This is a genomic window from Nodosilinea sp. E11, from assembly GCF_032813545.1.
Taxonomy (GTDB): domain Bacteria; phylum Cyanobacteriota; class Cyanobacteriia; order Phormidesmidales; family Phormidesmidaceae; genus Nodosilinea.
This window is the reverse complement of record NZ_CP136514.1, coordinates 298,510-319,849: the sequence shown is the minus strand read 5'-3', so window position 1 is coordinate 319,849 and position 21,340 is coordinate 298,510. Positions and strand designations below refer to the sequence as shown.

Below are 21,340 nucleotides of genomic sequence, written 5' to 3'. Positions count from 1 at the left end.
TCAGCTATCACCAGCGGGCCTCTATCAAGGTTGATAGTGCTCAACCCACCGTCTTAGTTCCTGCATAAATTTTTCACGGATGGGAAGTGGACTAGAAATCAGACAATCGGCCCCATATCGACGCACCTCGCGGAGAAACCAAAACGTATTGCTAACTCGGCGCACCACCCGCCGCTGCTGTACATCGGGCTGCCATTCATTGACTAGGTCAGCCTTAGTTTTAGACCGATAGCCAAAGGCTAAACCTCCCAAGAGGAAGAATTCAACTTCAATATGACTGAGTTCAGGTTGCCAGTGCCCCTCAGCGGGAGAAATCACAGCTTCGGACGGAATGCGATCTAGGCGTAGCGACCAATTATGACGTAGGGCATCCACATCCTGATTGCCTTCTGTTTCATCGCACCAGCAGTCGAGGTATTGGCGGTCTTCATGGCGCTCGATCTTGGCATGGCGCACGGTGAAGTTCCACAGACGGTTGGCAGCGTCTTGGTACATGAGGCGAAAGGGTCGCTGTTGGCGAATACAGCGGTCAATGTCAACGCGCCAGGGGGCGCTGGGCTGCTCTACCCAGGCTTGAATTTCTTGGCGCAGGGGGTGGTTTAGCTCGCTGCGCTCTAGCAGTAGGTGGGCCAGGCAGAGGGCTTCATGGAGATAGCCTTCGTCTTTGAGCAGGTTGAGGGCGCGGTTGAGGGTGTCAATGCGATCGCGGCTCCAGTCGTGGTTGGCGGCTAGGCGCAGTTGACCACGGGCGATCGCTTTCATCAATTTTGACACGTTGGGGTTGTCGCCCCAGGTTTGGCCAAAGTCTAGCGCAAGTTGCTCTAGCTGGGCTTTTTCGGCCTCGTCGATAGAAAGAGTAATGGAGCGTTTTTGACGGGTCATAGAGGGGCGTACTTAATTTGTACGGACACTTTGTAATTATTTCTCTTGATACTCTCTAGTATCTCTGTCAGCATAGGGACATGCAACAAGACACGGATACTTTATAGATGCAGATAAAGGACGCGACAATCTCTTGCTGAATCGACTTAGCCTTGGAGACGCAGGAGGCAACGGCAAGCTGACGATTCGTGGGCAGGCGGTGATGGTTGAGCAGGTGCTGAGATGGTTAGCTGATGGCCTGTCCTATCAAGATGTGCTGAGTGAATGACCCCAACTACATCTAGACGATATTTTGGCCTGTCTCGAATATGCGGCTCGCCTAGTAGTCTGCCGGCAGCTTAGAGAGTCCGATTTGCCGCCTGAATAAGGTTTGGTTGCTGTGGCGGGTAACCTTGTGTGATCGAGGGTTTTATTTTGTATTGCTTTATTTAAGGTTCCGGGATCTGCCTCATACATCGAGAGTAATGCAGGAGGATTAGCGAAATGACCATGATAGAGAAACTGGCACAGGTGTTGGGAGATGGTCAATGGCACTCGACATCAGAGATGGTGGAGCAGGTGGGACATCGGTTTTCGGCTGTGCTGCATCGAGCTAAGCAAAAAGGATGGCAGGTAGAGAAGCGACGGGCAGTTGAGCAGATGTTTGAATATCGATTGGTTGCGAAATAAACAGGTTCTAGGAGCACAATCTAAGGACAGATTTTATGTTTAAGCAACGCCGCCTACTCAAGCAGGAATCCCATACTGTAGACGAAGAATATTTCACCAAAGTACGCCCTAATCTGTACAAGCTACATAGCGAACATGCTCAGTATGGAAGCCGTCGAGGACGAAGCTTAGCAGAACATCTTGACTCAGCTTGTCAGTTTGTTCTAACTGTTAGCAAACTTGCCAACGTCCCTGATGACAAGCGATCGCTGATCCTAGCCGCAACAGCAGTTCACGATCTCAACAAGTTAGATCCAAGAGAGCGAAATGTAAAAACCCTAGCCCGCGATCGCGCCTTTCTCAAAGAACAACTGGAAAGGGCTGGTGTAGTTGACTGGGTAAAAACTGACGATGACCTAGAGCTAGTGCGCTGCCTGATTGAGCGACATTCCGGGCACAATGCCAGTGATGGCATGCGCTTTCTGCCCGAAGATCCCAACATCAAGCGTTGGGCCGCAATGCTTATTGGTGGTGACCTATACGATCTGGGTATCCCTGAAGAACAGCGTATTCGTAAGGTTGAAAACGAGTTAACGGTTGCACTGCAAAAGGACACTCATTTTTTTAAGGTGGGGTTAGCAGAAGACCGAGGTTACCTAACCGCTCTACTCTTGGCGGCTTGTGAAGAAGTTCTCCATGAGCGGGGTCTGGCGACTTTATCTATTGATCCAGATGGGCAGCTTTTTATTGGAGAACGCTTCCCCGAAGAAGATTTGACCTTAGTGATCGCCCAAAAGTGGCACCGTAAAATCAATCAAGTTTTCAGTGGCAATGTTGAGCAACTGGTTAAAGCTAGCAAAGACGGTATTAAAGTTGACCCGCAAGCCGTACAGCAGAACCCTGATGCTGCCATTGATCAGGTAGATGCTTTGCTGGTCAAAAAATTTAGTGGCTATAAGCCAGATAAGGTTGTCCAAGATGTTCAAAAATATGGCAACGATGCTGGAGATACAGCGATAGCAGCAGCGGCTGAGTTGGGCTTGCTGCCCATCTCTAGTGCTGGAGAATTTGCTGTTTCAGAAGGGCTCAAAGCCGCTTATCTTAGCTACCGCGAGGCAACCCTTAGCCCCAAAGATGCCTGGGATCGCATTGCTGAACAAGCTGAATTAACCTCTGAACAACGGGCTGCTTTAGAGCCTTTCAATGCACAGTATGGGCGATGTCTTTTTGCTGCCAAAGCAGTGTCCCAAGGTCAAGCGGCGATTGCCCTCCTTCTCCGAGACTCGTTCCAGCTACGCCAAACCGAAGACACCTCCGTCCCTCAATCGCTGGTAGATGCTGTCGCCCAGTTGCTTAATTTTGCTCACCCTTCCACCTGGCAAGGCTTTTCTGAACTCACCAGCTACATTGAAGCCAGTCCTCGCCTGCGGTGCTCTCTGGGGCCAACGTCAACGGCTCAGGTTGAGGAGTTGATTTCCGCCAAAATGCCCCCAGAGACAAAGGTACAGTCGTTCTCCAATCGGCTACCCGGTGGCATGAGTGCCGAACCGAAACGTCGTGCAGATGCACTGTCAGCCCTGGGATATCAACTGCTCACCGTTGGGGCCAATTTTCCAAAAGCTAGTAAACAGGCTCCCTTGTACCTGCATTTTGCTCTACCTAAGGGGTCTAGCGTTGAACTACAACGCATCTGGAAGCAGTTTCTCCAGCGCACCGCTGAAACTAACGAAGACGGCACCGTTACCGTTGATGAGCTACAGCTCTATCGAGACAATCAACTCGTCTTCAAAGCGAACAAAGTCGTTGGGTTAGCTCTGCCCAAACGGCCTGAGTTTATGCATTCTACCGTCACGATCCCCGTACTCTGGGGTGATGTAAATAACTCGCTAGCGTTACTCAAGTCTCTACGGCTAGCCCTGGAAATGGCTTTAGCCTTGGATATTGGCTTTCCTTTTGTGCTCAGTGCCAACCTGGAAATTAAGCCTAGCTGGGATATTTTTGGGAGGGTAGAAGGCATTCCGTCTACCCTCCAGCCCCTTTTAGGCTCAGGGCAATACCTCCGGGAAGGCAATCTCTCTAAACAAGAGCGCCACCAGCAGGTAACCGCCGAAGCAGTATTAGAGCGCTTGCGATGTTTAGGCCAATTGTCAGTAGCCGTAGCCAGTCTTCCAAAAAAGGATGACTGTCTGTACGACCTGGCTAGGTCTGCCGCTCGCCCCTTGGATCTGTATCACGTCCTCCTGCGCTGGCTGTTACGAGAACAGGATGACCCTAACTTGGAGGCTACCTGGACTCGAATTAAAGAACCTTTGACCACCCTTTTGGAGAGTTTGATGTCAGAAGAACATGATCGTGTTTCACGCTATCTCAAGCAGGCAGCTCACATTGCAGAGGTCGGGAAACTGCGTGGTAGTTCCTTCCGTCGCACTGCCCAGGCGGAGCCTTTTTCAGAGTTCATCAAGGCCATTCGCGCTCGAAAACCCCACATGGATTGGGATACGGTCTTTGCTGCCCTGGTGCAGCAGTATCATAACCGCCTCGATCGCATTCGAGAGCATGGGGTTGGGGCAACTAAGTATGAGCAAATCTCTCAATACTACGGTGTGCTAAAAGAGCTGTTTGTTGAAGTTTACAACTCTCGCCCCGACCGACTCTTAGGCGACAGCAAAACGCTGGAAGCCGCCTATCTCTTTTTCCTTCAGGAAGCCCGCAAAGAGCTTAAAGCCCAAACTGAAAAACAATCCACGCAAGCTTAGGAGCAATCAAAATGTTTATTGAAAAACTGCAACCCTTTCTCGCTACCAGCTACGAAAACTTTCCTAAAGGCCGCACCATTGGTGCTGTGGTACTGCGAACCACCCAATCAGAAACCATCTTTCGCACCGAGGGTACCGGGGAACCCATGTGCAGCGAGTACGTGCAAGCGGGCGTAGCCGATACCGCTACCATTCCCCGACTGGTGATGACCAAACGCAAGCAGATTGCCCCAGAGCGTCGCAAAGGGCGCGAGTTTCTGCGGGTTCACGAACTTCTGTATCCCGACCCCAAAGGCAATTCTATCTGTTCTCTCAACACCAACGCCCCCTGTGAGATGTGTGTTGACTGCTTTCTCTATGGTTTTGCCGCTGGTGGTGAAGGGGCACAGAAAAGCCGGGTATGGACAGAAGATGCTTTTAGCGTGCTGCCCTCTACGGAATTGATTGGCGATCGCACTATCAACGCCATTTTTGAAACCGGCACTATGCGGGACGAAGAAGGTAAAGCCTCCACCGCCCTCAACACCAGCGAATACATCAAGCCAGGGGTTCACTTTCTCGATATTGTTACCTTCAAAGATGTAACCGCCGACGAGCTTCGCTACGCCCTGGGTAATGTTCTGCTGACCACCCGCTATGGCGCTGTCTCCAGCCGCGTTGGCCGCATGGAGAACCAAATACTGGGCATTTTTGGCGGCATTGCCGAACTTCCCAGTTCTCTCGAACTGGTGCAAGGCATCTATGACAAGCTAGCGACCGACCAACGAGAACATCCCCTCAACACTGGTGTATTGATTGCAGCTACCCAAAACGTGATCTCCACATGGACAAGTAAGCGAGGTATTTCAGTGCAGCTTTCGGCTACAGAACTAGACGAGTTGATCGCTGATGTAGACCGTCATCTTTCAATCGATGATCAAGCCTCTTTTCTAAAACGGCTGAGTGAATCCTACGAACCGATGCGTAAGGTCAAAGCTGCATCAAAGAAAAAAGGCAAAGGCAAAGAGCAGGAGGCTTAAGCTATGAAGCAAGTTGAGCTAGAGCTTCAAACTACCCCGCCGCCCTATAAAACAGCTCAACTGATAGAGCTGTGGTGCGCTGAACCTGTCTTCTTTGCCTCCAGAGAGCTATCAGACACCTACTACACCGAGGGCACCATTGGGAACTACGCCCTGGCCTATGCCCTCGGCTGGGCACGATCGCCCTACCGCTTGCTGGGAAAAGCCACCGGGCGACCGACCTATCTCGAAGACCTCACCCCCCTGGCGGGTCAGCGCTATATTCTCCCGGCTTGGCCTGTAGCCACCTCAGCCTCCTTTCGCTTTGAAAGATTTAATGCTCTGTCAGACTCCTACTGGTACGCCATGACCAACAACCGGGTGGCCATTGCCAGAGACGATCTGCCCCTAAAGCGCACAGGCAAAAAACCGAATACCTTTCGACCCAGCAATTTTCCGCAAACAGGTCGCCTACGGATGATTGAGCGGGGCAACCGCTTTCAAACCATTGCCTTTGGCGATGGTGAACTACCTGAATACATTCGGGTCGGTAAGTTTATGAGCAAAGTCAAGGTTGAAATCGTGAAAACGGTTGATGTCATTGCCCAACCCCCAGGGGAGTACAACTGCCATGCCTACCTTAACTCAGCGGATCTCACCTCTGGCCTTGGCCTGTTAAGTTTTGACCTGATCTCTATCCCCCCTGCCTCATTGCTCAAAAATCTGCGCTTTAGCGGATCTGCTTGGCAAGTAGGTGACTATACTCTCCCTGCCAACCTAGAATTTTGTGGAGGACGCAACCATGGATAGCCTCAAAATTCAACTCGAACCCCGCAGTATTGCCACCTGCCCTAATCCTGTTCTCCCGGCTGAACTGCTGAATGCCTTTGACCATAGCGTTCTCCAACACCAGGCCGATGTCTACGAAGCCGCCAAAACCCATGATATTATCCTTGACTTGGCTCCTACCGGTACTGGCAAAACCAAAGCAGGCTTAAGCGTTATTCATCGCAACCGTAATCGTAATGCGATTTACATCGCCCCCACCAATGCTCTGATCGAGCAACAGACCGAAGCCGCTCAAAAGTTTGTTGATGTCTCTGGACTACCTCACATCGTAGTAGCTGCTTCTGCCAAGCAGGTCAGAGAATGGCCTAACAATAGAGTAGGTTCCCGTCCAGGAGAGAAGATCTACAATCTACTCAGAGAGCCTGCAACTATTTTTCCTGAGTATGGTGGTCGGCCCTTACTTTTAGTCACCAATCCAGATATCTTCTACTACGCAGCCTTCTTTCAGTACGGCTCTAAAGATAGAAGCAATATTGCCAGCGAATTTTACAGCAGTTTCTCAACTATTATTTTTGACGAGTTTCACCTCTATGATGCCAAACAGCTAGTTAGCTTACTTTTCTACTTGGCCCTATCCCAGGTTTTTAAGTATTTTGAACATGGCCGCAAAATAGTTCTTTTAACGGCAACTCCTGAACCTGCCTGTGAAGCAGCTTTGGCCCTTCTCAAAAACGAAGGGGTCAAGATCCAGCAAGTAGATGGACAAAGTGACGAAAGTCAACAAACGCCCTCACAGACTTCAGTTAATCTAGAAATCCGCAAATATATAGATAAAGAAAGCTTGATTGTCGAGATAACTGACGAGGTCATAAATCGTCTTCAGGGTCATCCTGGCCAGTACGGAGCGGTCATCTTAGACTCTAAAGATACGCTCAATCGTGTTGCAGATCAGCTACGAAATAAAGTTGGTGAACATCACTTTGGAAGAATTATTGGCAATACTCCCAAAGAACAACGCCATTCAGCAGCCCAAAAACAAGTGATTTTGGCCACTAGTACTGTTGATGTTGGCTTCAACTTTGAGCGGGATATTGATACAGATCGTCAAAATTTAGACTGGCTTGTTTTCTCATCCCGCGATCGCTTCTCTTTTTGGCAGCGACTTGGTCGTGTTGGGCGCGTATTGGGTAAGATTGTCACTCATATTCCTTCGGATGCGATCGCCTATCTCCCAGAAAAAGCCTGGGAGCAGGGCCTTGTGGATCTACCTATTGATGCTGGTCGCACTGGCTTACAACAAAAACTTGAAGCCCTAGATTGTCTAAAACGCCCCTTCTTAGATATTTACTGGCGTTCAGAAGCTTTCCTAGAAATTGCCAAACCGCTCCTTGAGCTAGAGACGCAATTAGAGGGGCTTCCTCAAGCAAGCCTTGTTACTGATTTGTATAGAGTTCTTCAGGAAATTTTACAAGGGAAGCGAGACTGGGATTTCTATAAGAGACGAATTCGAATGTTGCAAGGTGCAGAAAATCTTGCGAAATCATCACTCGAAAAAATTCAAAAAGACTGGAAGTATATCAAGGGTGGCCAAAGTTGTTTGATGAGCTTTCTTAGAACCTGTTGCCCAGAAGACTACGAGGATATCCAGGCAGGTCGTGATTCTATTGCTTCAGTAGAATCCCTTCTGAAAAAAGATTCTGAATTAGCAGAAGAGCTCCACAGCTACGCCAAAACCATTCATGCAAGCTACAGTCCGCTGTTTCGATTCAGAGACAGCCTCTTTGAAAATCTCAAAATCCAAGATCCTCATAAGCTACTGCTAGACGAAGCTGGAGAAGCAATCATTGATCCAATACACCTTCTAAGATTTTATGAATTTGAATCAGATGAAAACCATATCATTGCTGTCAGTAGAGCAGAGCAACCTTACTCTCTAGCCTTTTCTCTCTACGTTAACAGTCTAGAAGAATTCGACAACAATTACCTTTGCAAACTGTTCGCCTTTGAAAACTGCTCTATTAAACGTATGGTCGGTAATGTGACTCGTTCTACAGCCTTGATCAAAGAAATTGAGAAAAATCTGATGCCAGGTATCGTTGTTAAAGAACATATGAACAACCGTTGGGTTATCAGAAGGCTAAGAAGCCAAGGGCTTGAGTACTACCCAATTCATGTTTCTGGCGGCGACAGCCCAACCCCTAACGAGTATTTATTTTTCCCTAGTCTTTCCGGTATTCTCGCGATCGCCGCTGCCGGAGTTGCCTTGCAAAGTCCCGACAATGAAGAATTCTGGGTTGCTTAGCCATGCCACACAGCCTTGTCCTCAACCTCCTCCCCTCCTCCCCCATTCCCCCCGGCTTTACTACCGGCAAACACCTCCACGCCCTCTTCCTCAACCTCGTCAGCTCCGTTGATGCGGCCATGGGTAACCAGCTCCACGCTAACGAAGGCAACAAATCCTTTACCCTCAGTCCGTTGCAGCTCGTTCGCAGTCACAGGCCACAGCTACGGAGCAAGCCCGATCGCTCCCCTGAACCAGCGTCAGGCTCTATGCAATGGCAATACCGTCAGCCCGTCTCTTCCGGTACCCCCTGCTGGTGGCGCATCTCTCTGCTCGACGATCGCCTCTTTGGCCACCTCAGCCAGCTCTGGCTCAACCTCAACCCCAACCAACCCTGGCATCTGGGGCCAGCCGACCTGCACATCACTAGCATTCTAGGCACGCCCCAGAGCACCCAGCCCTGGGCCAACTTCTGCAATTACCAGCAGCTCTACGACCAGGCATCTGAGACAGAACGCAAGCTCACCCTCCAGTTCTATACCCCTACCGCCTTCCGCCAGGGCAAGTATGATGCCGCCATGCCTATCCCTGCCAGTGTCTTCGGCAGCCTGCTCCGCCGCTGGAACCACCACAGTGGTTTGGAGTTCTCCCCCGACATCATCGACGCTCTTCAGCCCAGCTACTTCAACATTCGTACCGAGGTAGCCCAAGATCCCCGTACTCAGTTCCAGCACACCGGGGCTAGGGTCAACCCCGCCAACCAATTCATGGGCTGCGTTGGCAAAGTCACCTACCAAATTTTGGGAAGCTGCAATCGCGACACCATTCAACAACTCAATACCCTGGCCGATTTTGCTCTCTACGCCGGGGTTGGGAGAAAGACGCCTATGGGCATGGGCATGACCCGCCGGGTAGCTTAACCGCCGCTAGCTTTACGTCTTACAGCCCTTTGTTGCAAGGGCACAGAACCGTTTTGCCAATTTTCAGGAGTTCTACCGTGGAAATTTTCATCATGCTGGGAGTGGTGCTTTACCTCTTCACTCGCGACGTTTTTAGTAAACCACCCCCTAAATCGGTAGAAGAACAGCTTGGGGAATCCATCACCAAATACCTCAGTAAAGGCGTCAAAGTGAGGATCGAAACTGATGATCGAGGCTGACTACATACCCATCGCGGCTCTGAACCAGTACGCCTACTGCCCTCACCGCTGCTGGCGTATGTTCTGTGCTGGGGAGTTCATCGACAACCAGTACACCCTTGAAGGCACTGGCCTGCATGATCGGGTTCACACTCTGGGCAGCAACCATCGAGAAGAAACCTGGCAGGTACGGGCTATTTGGCTCAAGAGCGATCGCTATGGTTTGATCGGCAAATCTGATCTGATCGAAGAAACCGATGGCCAGCTGTGTCCTGTGGAGTACAAACGCGGTCACCGGGGCGAATTTGATAACGATGAACTACAGGTCTGTGCCCAGGCTCTCTGCCTGGAGGATATGACCCAAACGACTATTACCCAAGGCTTTGTCTACTACGCCCAGTCGCACCAGCGGCAGCCGGTAGAGATTTCGCCAGCGCTGAGGGAGGATGCGATCGCCACGATCACCGCCGTTCGCACACTACTCCACACGGGCACCATGCCGCCCCCGGTTTATACCAAACGCTGCCGGGGCTGTAGCCTCTATGCCCAATGCCTACCCCAGGCGGCTACCAAAGTGGGCCGCTATAAAGAAACCCTTTAAGGAGCCTCTGAAATCGCTATGGGAACCGTTTACATTTCTACCGACGATACCTTTATTGGCAAAACCGACGAACGACTACGGGTTCGTGCCCAAAAAGAAACTCTGCTGGATGTGCCTCTGATTAAAGTCGATGGAGTAGTCATCCTGGGTCGAGCCACTGTCTCCCCAGCGGCTTTGATTGAGCTACTAGAGCGTAAGATTCCCCTCAGCTTTATGACCGGCACCGGACGCTTTCTAGGACGGCTAGAGCCAGAGCTAAACAAGAATATCTTCGTCCGTTCAGCTCAGTGGCAAGCCGCAGGCGAAACGGATCGCTCTATTCATGCTGTGCAGGGCTTCATTCGAGGCAAGCTGAAGAACTATCGTAGTACGCTGTTACGGGCACAGCGAGAGGGTATTGATGGCCTAGAAGCGGGCATTACTCGTTTAGAACAGGCCACTAACCCTATTAACCAAACCTCTATCATTGATGCCCTACGGGGGTTAGAATGGGCTGGTAGTGCTGCCTATTTTGGCCACTTTGGTCGCCTCATTCGCAATGGTGACTTTAGCTTCAAAACCCGCTGTCGCCGCCCGCCCACTGACCCAGTCAATGCTTTGCTGAGTTTTGGCTATGCCCTGCTAGGCCACGATGTTCAGGGGGCAATCAATATTGTTGGTTTTGACCCCTATTTGGGCTATCTCCACACCCAGCGCTACGGTCGCCCCTCGCTGGCCCTTGATCTGATGGAAGAGTTTCGGCCCCTGGTGGTCGATGCTATGGTGCTCTCGGCCATCAACCGCAAGGCGCTAACCCCTAGCGATTTTGCCGACGAACCCGTTAGCCATGCAGTTTCCCTGACCGACGAGGGTCGCCGCAAGTTTTTACGACTGTATGAACAAAAGAAACAGTCAAAGTTTAAGCACCCCGTCATGGGACGACAGTGTACCTATCAAGAAGCTTTTGAGATCCAGGCCCGCTTGCTGGCCAAGTACCTGATGTCTGAGACAGAGCAGTACCCACCGCTAGTTCTAAGGTGAGCCATGCACGTTGTTATCACCTACGATATTTCTGAAGACAAACGTCGCACTAAGATTCACAAGATACTGTCGTCCTATGGGCAGTGGATGCAGTTCAGTGTGTTTGAATGTAGCCTGACCGCTACGCAATACACTAAATTGCGAAATCGCCTCAACAAGCTGATTAAGGCCGAAGAAGACAGCATTCGGCTTTACTTTCTCTGCGAATGCTGCCAGCCAAAAGTGGAGCGTATCGGCGGTGAGGCGGTGCGTGATGAAACTGTATTTTTTGCCTAGCGGGCTTCCGCGAGTGAGTGGGTGTTGGGGTGCGATCGCACCCCAGATCGTCTGAAATCCTACCTATAGGCTGAGCTCGAATCCCTGATCCTTAATTTAGATCCGCGCAATGTCTATATCTCTTGCTCAGAGGCTATTTGAGGGCTTTAGTCATAGCGCTGAAAACCTATTTTCAAGGATAGGAATGCTAAAATTGGGGAGTTCGCGCCTTTGGACCTTGAAAATCAAATGCTACAAGGCTTTCAGAGGCCCGCCGCTCCAACCGGCCCCAAACCCTCTCAGGGATTGAAACTTTCGAGGGCCAGCGTGTAGAGGCTACTGCGAACGCTCCAACCGGCCCCAAACCCTCTCAGGGATTGAAACTGTGGCAAATATCTTAGAAGCAAGGATACAGCGACGGGCAGCTCCAACCGGCCCCAAACCCTCTCAGGGATTGAAACTATTAGTGATCTCGGGAGCGAGAACGGCACTTTTGCTCCAACCGGCCCCAAACCCTCTCAGGGATTGAAACTGTGGCAAATATCTTAGAAGCAAGGATACAGCGACGGGCAGCTCCAACCGGCCCCAAACCCTCTCAGGGATTGAAACTATTAGTGATCTCGGGAGCGAGAACGGCACTTTTGCTCCAACCGGCCCCAAACCCTCTCAGGGATTGAAACAGTTTACGCCCCAAGAAAAGTGGGCATGGGTAGCTTGCTCCAACCGGCCCCAAACCCTCTCAGGGATTGAAACACGATTGAGGGGAGTGAGGTTGTGGGGGTGGAGTTGCTCCAACCGGCCCCAAACCCTCTCAGGGATTGAAACATTGATTGGTGAAGTGTGGGAGTGGACAAAGGGCGCTCCAACCGGCCCCAAACCCTCTCAGGGATTGAAACAGCGAGGCAACAGCATGACCACGACCAACATCACGCTCCAACCGGCCCCAAACCCTCTCAGGGATTGAAACATCGTGACAGTACCCGCCCCGGTGACAGCTATCCGCTCCAACCGGCCCCAAACCCTCTCAGGGATTGAAACCATGAATGGTGGGGGCAAGAGAACGCGATTCTGAGCTCCAACCGGCCCCAAACCCTCTCAGGGATTGAAACGTCTGGCTTTACCGATTCCGCCGAGGCAGCCGAGGCTCCAACCGGCCCCAAACCCTCTCAGGGATTGAAACATAGACTAGGATGGCAGGCCTGATGGTATGAAAGTGCTCCAACCGGCCCCAAACCCTCTCAGGGATTGAAACAAAGCTTTCTTCAGAAAGGCACAGCGAGACCTTCTCGCTCCAACCGGCCCCAAACCCTCTCAGGGATTGAAACATGTACCGAAAACCCCCTGAATCCAGGGGGTTTTTGCTCCAACCGGCCCCAAACCCTCTCAGGGATTGAAACAGCAGCAATGGCCAAGTGGTTGAGATGGACTCTCAGGCTCCAACCGGCCCCAAACCCTCTCAGGGATTGAAACTACTCAAATTCCACCACTGACCAGGGACAGCATCCGCTCCAACCGGCCCCAAACCCTCTCAGGGATTGAAACTGATTCTCGGGAGAACCACCAGGAACAAACCACTGCTCCAACCGGCCCCAAACCCTCTCAGGGATTGAAACAAGCAACGATAATTCTAGAATTCTCACGCAAAAGCGCTCCAACCGGCCCCAAACCCTCTCAGGGATTGAAACTCGTACCCCTTGAGATACCGTTCATAAGCTTTACGCTCCAACCGGCCCCAAACCCTCTCAGGGATTGAAACAGCATTAGACGGGCGGATGGCTTGCCTGATACGGGGGCTGCAACCGGCCCCAAACCCTCTCAGGGATTGAAACCTATCTGGATTTTTCAAAAATGCCGGTGCTGCTGGGCTCCAACCGGCCCCAAACCCTCTCAGGGATTGAAACTGCGGCGGGCATGGCGGCTAGGGGCTCTAGGGTGGGCCGCGCTCCAACCGGCCCCAAACCCTCTCAGGGATTGAAACCATTAGCGGCCCTCAAGACCTCAGCCGCCCACTCTGCTCCAACCGGCCCCAAACCCTCTCAGGGATTGAAACCACTGTGTCCACACGGGGGCAGGCGACGTTGGTAAGCTCCAACCGGCCCCAAACCCTCTCAGGGATTGAAACTTGTGCGGAGAGCCCAGCGGTGGCCTGCTGTTCCTGCTCCAACCGGCCCCAAACCCTCTCAGGGATTGAAACCGATGACATTGGCTCGATTGAGTATGGCTGGATCGGCTCCAACCGGCCCCAAACCCTCTCAGGGATTGAAACGAAACGACAGGCCTCAACCCCGCCACCGACGAGGGCTCCAACCGGCCCCAAACCCTCTCAGGGATTGAAACAAGACCTGCAACGCCTGAGGATAGGTCGGGAGCTAGCTCCAACCGGCCCCAAACCCTCTCAGGGATTGAAACACCTACGCTCAGGCACGGGTGCTCAAAGCTCCAGACGCTCCAACCGGCCCCAAACCCTCTCAGGGATTGAAACAGACCGTCTATCGGTGGGGCGAAGAGATTGGAGTCCCGGCTCCAACCGGCCCCAAACCCTCTCAGGGATTGAAACATCGATACGTTCTCCCATTTCATCGACTAGGCGGCAGCTCCAACCGGCCCCAAACCCTCTCAGGGATTGAAACACTAGAAACTGTTCTAGGCTATACCACCAATCAGCGCTCCAACCGGCCCCAAACCCTCTCAGGGATTGAAACGAAGATCAGACACTCGATCGGCTTAACATCAAACGCTCCAACCGGCCCCAAACCCTCTCAGGGATTGAAACTTTTTCTCAGCAATCTGCTCTAGCAGGGCCAGAGTCAGCGGGCTCCAACCGGCCCCAAACCCTCTCAGGGATTGAAACGAGCAGGCTCTATGGGCCTGATGGAAGCCGTAACGCTCCAACCGGCCCCAAACCCTCTCAGGGATTGAAACCAGTACATTCAGCCCCAGCGAGGCCAGTGGTAAATGGCTCCAACCGGCCCCAAACCCTCTCAGGGATTGAAACCCACTGACAGCCTTTGTTGAGTTGTTTGTGGTGTGCTCCAACCGGCCCCAAACCCTCTCAGGGATTGAAACAGCACCGCCGCTTGACATCCCCTCGCCTGGGGATTGCTCCAACCGGCCCCAAACCCTCTCAGGGATTGAAACATGACATTCAATTTGTAGATAAATCTGGCCTAGCTGCTCCAACCGGCCCCAAACCCTCTCAGGGATTGAAACAAAGCGTAGCTTCTCCTTTAGTTGGCCAATCCATTCGCTCCAACCGGCCCCAAACCCTCTCAGGGATTGAAACCACTGATGGGGATTGGCGCAGTCCACGCAATCTCGCTCCAACCGGCCCCAAACCCTCCCAGGGATTGAAACACCAGCAATGCGCGTCGGGCGGGCTCCTTTGTTGGCTCCAACCGGCCCCAAACCCTCTCAGGGATTGAAACTTGCAAGTTACTTCTTAATTTATGGTCATTTTACGCTACCGCACCACGCCAACCTCAACTGCTGCCCAACCAAGCGCTGGCTTCCAACCAGCCAAACCACTTTCCATAACCCCCAACCCGTAAGACCACTGAGAGAAAGGCCCAAAACTGCCCATAGTGTCTCAATTTCGTAGATGCAATCCCATAGTGTGCCTGACGTGGATCCTGGCTTTGAAAAAGTACCGTTATACCAGTGTTTCCTTTTGTCCTTTCGACGTAGATCTCGGCTTACTGACATGAAAAAGCGTAAATTTCTTGCTGTCGCTTGTATGGGGTTAGTGACTGCTGCGGTGATTTCTCCCCTGGCATCGGCCCAAATGTACAACGGCAATGCCGTATATAAAGTGATGCGCTCCAATGGTTCGCCGCAGTTGATTGTGGCCAACAGAGCCCCTGGTGAAAACCTGACGATTACTTATCCTGGGGCCACTTCCTCCAGGCGTGTAACGGCTAATGCTTGCGGTCTGATTGTCTTGCGAGATGGTGCTTCTAGTTCTCTCGCTGACCTGGTTTCAGTCGATAGCAGCCCCATTAACCAGGCTTCTCTCCCGACCCAACTGCTGCCCCGGTGCGTGGATGGCAACCTGGAAGAAGCCCGCCCCGCCAACTTCAAGACTGGAGCGGGTGAGGTGGTGGTAGTGAAGACTCCAAACACCGTCTATGAGGCTGTCTACGCTGGCGGGCGGGAACGGCGGGTAACCGCTAACGCCTGCGGGTTTGCTGCCGTCAATAGCACCAGCGCGTTGGACTGGGCCGATGCTGCTAACCAATCTTTTTCCATTGGGGGCATCTCCTACAACATGAACACATTGCCAATCGCCAACCCAGAGCCTCTTTGCCGTAGTGGACAGCTCTATAACCCCGCTGGCTGGCCATAAGTTTATTTGCCTATCTGCACTCCATCCAGCCTCTCTACGGAGAGGCTTTTTTATTATGAAAATCTCTTCCCTACCCTTACTTTTACTGCTGGCACTCCCGCTAATGGCCGCCAAGGGCCATGTGTACCGCGACAGCGATGGGGCGATCTCGGTCTACAAACTCGAACCCAATGCCCAGGTTAGTATCGGCATTGATACGCCCCCCAGCCGCAGCATCACATCTACTCGCTGTGGCTTTGTGGTGGTGACCAACTCAGCCAGCTACCCCACCGCTACGATTCAAATCGATGGGGTGGTGATCAACCCCGCTAACCTGCAAAGGCGCATTCGTCCCAACTGTCGGGCTCAGGGCGATGGATCCTACGCCTTAGATGAGGCTCGACCCCAGCACTTCACCACCGAGGGCGGCGACCTGGTGATCGTCAATAAGCAGCCTGATACTCGCTACACCGTGAGCTATCCTGGCCAGCTCCGTATTCTGAACCGCCGGATCAATAGCTGTGGTTTCTTGAGGATCCGCGAGACAGACTCAATCAACTTCAACCAGAGCATTTTGCTCCCCACCACCTCGGCCTTAACCTATGCCGAATTTCAGATTAACCAGATCCCGCGCACTACACCGTTAGAGTGCTTTCGGAGTAATTTGTACCTGCCTCAGCCCTGGCAAGACATCTTTGCGAGTGCGATCGCAGGCAGTGAAGTCCCCGCCGCAGTAGTAGCCTCGGCCCGCAGTCTCCCGAGTGCTCTGGCCCCAGGTGGTACAAGTGGCGGTGGTGGTAGTGCCGGGGGCGGTGGCAGTTCTGGTGGTGGCGACTCTGGCGGCTCTAGTGGCGGCGATTCAGGCGGCAGTGATTCAGGCGGCTCTGGTGGATCTGGCGGCTCTAGTGGCTCTGGCGGTGATTCAGGCGGCTCTGGCGGGGCTGGGGATGACACAGGCGGTGGCAGTAGTGGGCCTGGTGATTCAGGGGGTTCTGGTGGTGGTAGCAGCCCCAGCATGTACGACTTTACCCTGGCTACCTACAACCCTTCAGTCCACGACTTTAACGGCGATGGCTTGGTAGATGATTCTACCGGCAATGGTATTCCCAATGACCGAGACGGCGATGGTTTCCCTGATGGGCCTTGGAAATCTAATGACTTTCCCCGGTCGGCTGGGCCAGGATTTACGATTCCTCCAAGCGCCAGCTTCTGCTACGGCTACAACGGCAACATCGTCATTTCCTCTTGGAGCTTTCAGCGGAATAGGGACTACTGGATCAGAGCAGCCGATGGAAACTACCCCATTTCCAATGACAACGTGCGGGGCAATGCGTCCTATGGCGCTACATCAGATGCACCAACGATTCGATTCCCTGGGGACTGGAGCGATGAGAATTTTGGGCACTACTTTGAGGGCCAAGACAGCGGATTCTCAATCGCTTCAGATGATGGCATGGAGAATACATTGTTCTCGCAATATTTCAAAGATGGAACGTCCTGCCTAATGCCCCCCTGGCTCACCAATCCCCCAGCCTGGATCACCTTCTAGGTGTCACTGCCCAACACCATCATCTGAATCCGCGCCAGTCGGGTTCTCAGCCTCGCCCACGCTCTGTAGGTCGAGGCTTTTGTTTGGTCGAGTTGAGAGAGTCGGCCCAGGTAGGTCACACTGTCGATCTGATCGCTAAACCGGTAATCAATCTCCAGCAGCCGGTGTTGCACAGTGGCGCGGCGGGCAATCTCCTGAGAGATTTGGAACTCGCGGCGGGTAGCATCGAACTCCAGCAGTTCTAGGGCCACCTGTTCACGCAGCGTCTCAGCGATTTTGCGATTCTCCTGCTCAATCTGAGCCACCTTTACCTGGAGGTTACTGATGGCGATCGCCGTCTATGACCTGTGCTGCAAAGATGCGGTCACCTTCTCCGATGGCCGCAAGGTAGTTAAGCCCGCCTTCATCAAAGCGGGAGACAGTGCCGTGAAAGCGGCCTCTAAGAAGCTTCGTTACAAACACAGACCCGACCGTAGGGCAGGCATCAAAGCCTCATGTCGGTGGCGCAAAGCGAGTCGGGACGTGGCCCGGCTCAAGCGAAGGGTAGCCAATCAGCGAGCAGATTGATTGCACAAACTCACCAGCGATACCGTTCGCCGTAACAGCCTGATTGCTGGTAAAACGCTCAACGTCAAGGGAATGACGGCTAGAGCCAAGAAGGGGGAACGGAAACAGCAAAAAGCTGGCTTGAACCGCTCTATCCTCTCAGTTGGTTTTGGCATGGTGGAGCCGATGCTGGATTACAAGTCAGCGGAGGCGGGTGGGTTCCATCTGGAGTCCCCCACCCAACAACTCAAGCCGTCTCAGCGCTGGGAGTTGACCCCTAAGACACTGAAAGACCATGTTCACAGTTGCTCTAACCCGGCATGTCGCCATGCCGAGGATAGGGACGTCAATGCTGCCCAGGTAAACTTGCTTTGGGCACGAGGGCAGGAAGTTTCCCTCGCAAGTGTGGAGTCGGCCATCCCTACTGATTGCGGAAGCATGAAGCAAATGACGGCTAAGAAGCACAAGAAACCGCCTGACGCGATAGCGACTGGCGCGTAGTTCATGAAAAACCCAAAATCCAGTAGTAAATGAGTGGCACGACTATTTCAGTAGTTGATCTGTTGATGATTCTCAGAATAGCCATCCTCTGAGTACTCATTTTCAGTTAGGGATGAGAATCGTCTATCATTGTCATGAGTATTTTTTATCATCGTCAAATGATTCTTGGTCAATCACTATCGACAGCAGGGCCATTGTCTGATTTTGGGTAATGACCTTAAATTTAGTGGTGCTAGAGCCGCCAATGACTAGGGTTAATGTGCTCTCCTGCATTAGCTCTGCCAAAACCCGATCTCGCTCTGCGGGGGTAAGTCTTTTTAATTGATCGATCAGGTCTTCTACATGGGAATTAGGCGACATCTTGTTCATGAGGCAAAATTCTCTGTCACCCAAATACATTAGGTTAAAGATGCTTTTTATACAGGTTTTGTTTCCGCTATATCGTTTTTCTGGCTATACCTGAAGGCAGATGACATCGTAAGGGGATGCGAAGTAATTATTGGGGCCTTAGGTTTTTGCTCTGTTCTAAACCATTGCAAGATTTAGATGAAAGTTCAATGTTTACTGTCTATGCACACCTTCTGTGGAATGTTGCGATCGCACCAAAAAGCCTGCATTCGAATAATGTCGCATGAGACATCAAAGCGCATACGACATCAAGTTCTTCATCTTTAGAACAAGAAGTCATCTTCTGTAACCTATCAACACCAATAATCTTGGGCAACGCTCATAGTATTGGAAAAAACTTCCATCCTTACTCCGCCAACACATAGCGGGTGAGCACTCGCATAATTTCATTAACGCGTCCTGTGGGTTGCGGCTTGCTCCACTCACGCACTTCGGCAAAGCCAAGACGAAAAAGTTCGTGAACAATGCGCTCAACACCGTGGGCGGGGCCAATGACCAAGATGCGGATAATCTCTCGCCCCGACTCGGCGTCAGGTTCCAGAGTGACTTGCAGGCTCGGGCTAGACAAAGCAGAGGGGAGAAAGGCTTGAGGCATGGGGGTTACTCGCAGTTGAGAACTTCAGAAAATGACTAGGGTGAACGCTAAGGCGCTGTAACCCTGTCTGATATATAGCACAAATAATTCTACATAGTGTAATTTTGATTCTATTAACGCTATTTTGTGTTCAAGGTCAGTTAAATTTGTGCTTAGTAATGTGACCGTTGATTATCTGACCCTAATGCCTGATTTGAGAATCAATTACATCTACATGGATGCGGAGACCCGGTCACGGTACGACCAAGCCTGTGTTGGGCTGCACTGGTCGTCTAAAGACCTGGTCAAACAGTGCATCCAAGCGTTCTTTAAGGTTAATCGAGACTATTACGTTGAATGTGCTTATCAAGACTGTGACGCTAGAGGGATGCCTGTTAATGACTGGTACAAAACGCTTCGGGATGGGGCAGACGACGACCTGCGCCCTTACTTAGCTGGGCGACCTGCCTTTGGCGCAACTCCATTGGACACTGTTCCACCCGTGCCAACCGGGGCAGAGAACAAGCGACTTTACAACACGCTCTCGATGGGTGGCTTTAATCTGGTGCTGCTTAAAACCTGTAAGTTGGTTGACCTTGGCCCCATGTCTCAGGTCGTTAGTCGCATTGTGGCTCAGCATTTTGACCGCTATTGGGCAACAAACTATGCTCCCCAGCTTGAGTTTGATGCCACATGTTCACTACCAGAAAGAAAGGTTTAACGATGTCCCAACCCCTCCCCGAGCAAGTTCTCAAGGCCGTCGATACCGTCCTCGCTGTCTTGGGTGAACCCACCACAGACACCCGATCAAAAGCTCTCGATGCTTTTCAGCGGGGCGATGCAGGTCTGCTGCGGCTGTTGGCGGCTACTAACCTGGATGACCACTACGTGCGATCGCTGGGCTACCTCATCTCGGCCAAGTCTAAACCCGATTTGCCGACGGTAGCTGTTGTGCTAGCTGAAGCAGCCCGTGCAGCCGCAGACTACGCCAGAGAACTTACGATTCTTCAGCTCAACCAAAAAATTCACCTCGATCTGCTAGCGTCTTCTTAGTAAAAGAAGAGCGAAACTATACCCCTGAAGCTGTCGCCAGGCCTGATCGTTGCTTGAGCAGTCATTCTGGTTTGGTCGAGGGACTGACGGTATTCAAAATAATGAAAACTTAGCAATAGGAAGGGTTCATGGCTTCAGGTATTGGGGTGGTCTCGTTTAGGGATGCTCTTAGAGAAGTTATGGCTGTGCACGGGGCGCAAGCCAGCGTCGTGGCCCGCTCGGCTGGCATATCAGAAAGCAGCCTCTCAAAGTACCTGAGCGGCACCTTCGACTTGAGAACTAGCGACACCGACAGAATTCGACAAGCCTTGACCCCAGCAGCCCATGAGCACCTGCTACGCCTGCTAGGGTTGCCCCAACTTGAACTGTTGGCAGCTGATGGCCAAGACCGTGCTCTCTTGATGGAATCTGCAATTCAGGACTTTGTTCGCCAATGCAGCGATCGGGATTATCTACGAATTTTGGGGGCCGTTACACGAGGGCGAACTGAAGCCCTTGGCCACAGCACTTAACTTGCGATCGCACTACATGCTGTCAAGGTTTGGGTTAGCTTGAGATGCCCTATACACGACCCGGAGCAGGGCAAGTTGTTCCTCGGTGCTGCACTGCCGACAGTACGTGTCAATCAGCGCAAACAACGCATCGGTTTCTAGGGAATTGCTGCCAGAGGCTTGGTCGCTACGACTGGCGATCATCGCCTGCTCAGATTGCAGCATGAGCGAAAGCATATAGACAAATGCTTCGGGTTCAAGTTCATCCAGCACCCGCTGAAGCGAGGAGGTGTTAATCTCCCGCCTGCCGTTACGAAACCCCGAGAGCGTACCCTGGGTGACTTGAGATCGCTGAGCCAGATCCCTGGCATTGACGTCAAACTTATCTAGCGTCATTCGCAGGGCTTCGCGGATGCTCACGCGATGGGGGCCATGGCTCGGTTCCGCCTCCGGGGCAGGGGGGGATGAGGAATCATTCTGATCGGCCATCTACGTGTGCTAAAGGGGAGTATTCCGAAAATACACGGAA

General features: G+C 52.2%; 22 protein-coding genes and 1 CRISPR repeat array. Of the genes, 17 read left to right on the top strand and 5 right to left on the bottom strand.

What is annotated here, in order from left to right:
• Positions 1-24: 24 nt before the first annotated feature.
• A complete protein-coding gene (locus tag RRF56_RS01280; protein ID WP_317033598.1) occupies positions 25-882 on the bottom strand; it encodes a WYL domain-containing protein in 858 nt (285 codons plus the stop codon).
• A 133-nt stretch (positions 883-1,015) separates the two neighbouring features.
• Between RRF56_RS01280 and RRF56_RS01275 the strand changes: the two genes are divergently transcribed.
• The 13 genes from RRF56_RS01275 (at position 1,016) to RRF56_RS01215 (ending at position 17,238) form a co-directional block, all read left to right on the top strand.
• Entirely contained in the window at positions 1,016-1,150 is a 135-nt protein-coding gene (locus RRF56_RS01275) for a DUF433 domain-containing protein (RefSeq protein WP_317033597.1), read from the top strand.
• A gap of 215 nt (positions 1,151-1,365) precedes the next feature.
• A complete protein-coding gene (locus tag RRF56_RS01270) occupies positions 1,366-1,551 on the top strand; it encodes a hypothetical protein (RefSeq protein ID WP_317033596.1) in 186 nt (61 codons plus the stop codon).
• Between the two features lie 35 nt (positions 1,552-1,586).
• Positions 1,587-4,286 (top strand): hypothetical protein, encoded by a 2,700-nt coding sequence (locus tag RRF56_RS01265; protein ID WP_317033595.1) that lies wholly within the window; start codon positions 1,587-1,589, stop codon positions 4,284-4,286.
• Positions 4,287-4,297: 11 nt separating this feature from the next.
• A complete protein-coding gene (gene cas7d, locus RRF56_RS01260; protein ID WP_317033594.1) occupies positions 4,298-5,305 on the top strand; it encodes a type I-D CRISPR-associated protein Cas7/Csc2 in 1,008 nt (335 codons plus the stop codon).
• Positions 5,306-5,308: 3 nt separating this feature from the next.
• Entirely contained in the window at positions 5,309-6,094 is a 786-nt protein-coding gene (gene cas5d / locus RRF56_RS01255; RefSeq protein ID WP_317033593.1) for a type I-D CRISPR-associated protein Cas5/Csc1, read from the top strand.
• Complete coding sequence (gene cas3 / locus RRF56_RS01250) at positions 6,087-8,375, top strand: type I-D CRISPR-associated helicase Cas3' (protein WP_317033592.1); 2,289 nt, start codon at positions 6,087-6,089, stop codon at positions 8,373-8,375. Before cas5d ends, cas3 begins: the two co-directional genes overlap by 8 nt.
• A 2-nt stretch (positions 8,376-8,377) precedes the next feature.
• Positions 8,378-9,274 (top strand): CRISPR-associated endoribonuclease Cas6, encoded by an 897-nt coding sequence (gene cas6 / locus RRF56_RS01245; RefSeq protein ID WP_317033591.1) that lies wholly within the window; start codon positions 8,378-8,380, stop codon positions 9,272-9,274.
• Positions 9,275-9,351: 77 nt separating this feature from the next.
• Complete coding sequence (locus tag RRF56_RS01240; RefSeq protein ID WP_317033590.1) at positions 9,352-9,513, top strand: hypothetical protein; 162 nt, start codon at positions 9,352-9,354, stop codon at positions 9,511-9,513.
• Positions 9,500-10,093 (top strand): CRISPR-associated protein Cas4, encoded by a 594-nt coding sequence (gene cas4 / locus RRF56_RS01235; protein WP_317033589.1) that lies wholly within the window; start codon positions 9,500-9,502, stop codon positions 10,091-10,093. Before RRF56_RS01240 ends, cas4 begins: the two co-directional genes overlap by 14 nt.
• Positions 10,094-10,111: 18 nt before the next feature.
• Positions 10,112-11,113, top strand: a complete 1,002-nt coding sequence (cas1d, locus tag RRF56_RS01230) for a type I-D CRISPR-associated endonuclease Cas1d (protein WP_317033588.1) — start codon at positions 10,112-10,114, stop codon at positions 11,111-11,113.
• 3 nt (positions 11,114-11,116) lie between these two features.
• On the top strand, positions 11,117-11,389 hold the full coding sequence (cas2, locus tag RRF56_RS01225) for a CRISPR-associated endonuclease Cas2 (protein ID WP_317033587.1): 273 nt from the start codon (positions 11,117-11,119) through the stop codon (positions 11,387-11,389).
• 255 nt (positions 11,390-11,644) lie between these two features.
• Positions 11,645-14,793: direct repeats of the CRISPR family, unit length 37 nt; unit sequence GCTCCAACCGGCCCCAAACCCTCTCAGGGATTGAAAC.
• A 275-nt stretch (positions 14,794-15,068) separates the two neighbouring features.
• Positions 15,069-15,710, top strand: coding sequence for a hypothetical protein (locus RRF56_RS01220; RefSeq protein WP_317033586.1), 642 nt, complete (start codon positions 15,069-15,071; stop codon positions 15,708-15,710).
• A 55-nt stretch (positions 15,711-15,765) separates the two neighbouring features.
• Positions 15,766-17,238: a hypothetical protein gene (locus RRF56_RS01215; RefSeq protein WP_317033585.1), complete on the top strand. Its 1,473-nt coding sequence runs from the start codon at positions 15,766-15,768 to the stop codon at positions 17,236-17,238.
• Here RRF56_RS01215 and RRF56_RS01210 read toward each other — a convergent pair.
• On the bottom strand, positions 17,235-17,543 hold the full coding sequence (locus RRF56_RS01210; protein ID WP_317033584.1) for a hypothetical protein: 309 nt from the start codon (positions 17,541-17,543) through the stop codon (positions 17,235-17,237). The genes RRF56_RS01215 and RRF56_RS01210 overlap by 4 nt on opposite strands.
• A 262-nt stretch (positions 17,544-17,805) precedes the next feature.
• Between RRF56_RS01210 and RRF56_RS01205 the strand changes: the two genes are divergently transcribed.
• Positions 17,806-18,285, top strand: a complete 480-nt coding sequence (locus RRF56_RS01205) for a hypothetical protein (protein ID WP_317033583.1) — start codon at positions 17,806-17,808, stop codon at positions 18,283-18,285.
• A gap of 132 nt (positions 18,286-18,417) precedes the next feature.
• On the opposite strand, the gene RRF56_RS01200 is transcribed toward RRF56_RS01205, so the two are convergent.
• Complete coding sequence (locus tag RRF56_RS01200) at positions 18,418-18,654, bottom strand: hypothetical protein (RefSeq protein ID WP_317033582.1); 237 nt, start codon at positions 18,652-18,654, stop codon at positions 18,418-18,420.
• Positions 18,655-19,039: 385 nt separating this feature from the next.
• Positions 19,040-19,288 (bottom strand): hypothetical protein, encoded by a 249-nt coding sequence (locus RRF56_RS01195; protein WP_317033581.1) that lies wholly within the window; start codon positions 19,286-19,288, stop codon positions 19,040-19,042.
• A gap of 184 nt (positions 19,289-19,472) precedes the next feature.
• Between RRF56_RS01195 and RRF56_RS01190 the strand changes: the two genes are divergently transcribed.
• The 3 genes from RRF56_RS01190 (at position 19,473) to RRF56_RS01180 (ending at position 20,832) form a co-directional block, all read left to right on the top strand.
• On the top strand, positions 19,473-19,988 hold the full coding sequence (locus tag RRF56_RS01190) for a hypothetical protein (RefSeq protein WP_317033580.1): 516 nt from the start codon (positions 19,473-19,475) through the stop codon (positions 19,986-19,988).
• Positions 19,989-19,990: 2 nt separating this feature from the next.
• Positions 19,991-20,320 (top strand): hypothetical protein, encoded by a 330-nt coding sequence (locus RRF56_RS01185; RefSeq protein ID WP_317033579.1) that lies wholly within the window; start codon positions 19,991-19,993, stop codon positions 20,318-20,320.
• Positions 20,321-20,448: 128 nt separating this feature from the next.
• On the top strand, positions 20,449-20,832 hold the full coding sequence (locus RRF56_RS01180) for a helix-turn-helix transcriptional regulator (RefSeq protein WP_317033578.1): 384 nt from the start codon (positions 20,449-20,451) through the stop codon (positions 20,830-20,832).
• 12 nt (positions 20,833-20,844) lie between these two features.
• On the opposite strand, the gene RRF56_RS01175 is transcribed toward RRF56_RS01180, so the two are convergent.
• Positions 20,845-21,300, bottom strand: coding sequence for a helix-turn-helix transcriptional regulator (locus RRF56_RS01175; protein ID WP_317033577.1), 456 nt, complete (start codon positions 21,298-21,300; stop codon positions 20,845-20,847).
• Positions 21,301-21,340: the final 40 nt, after the last annotated feature.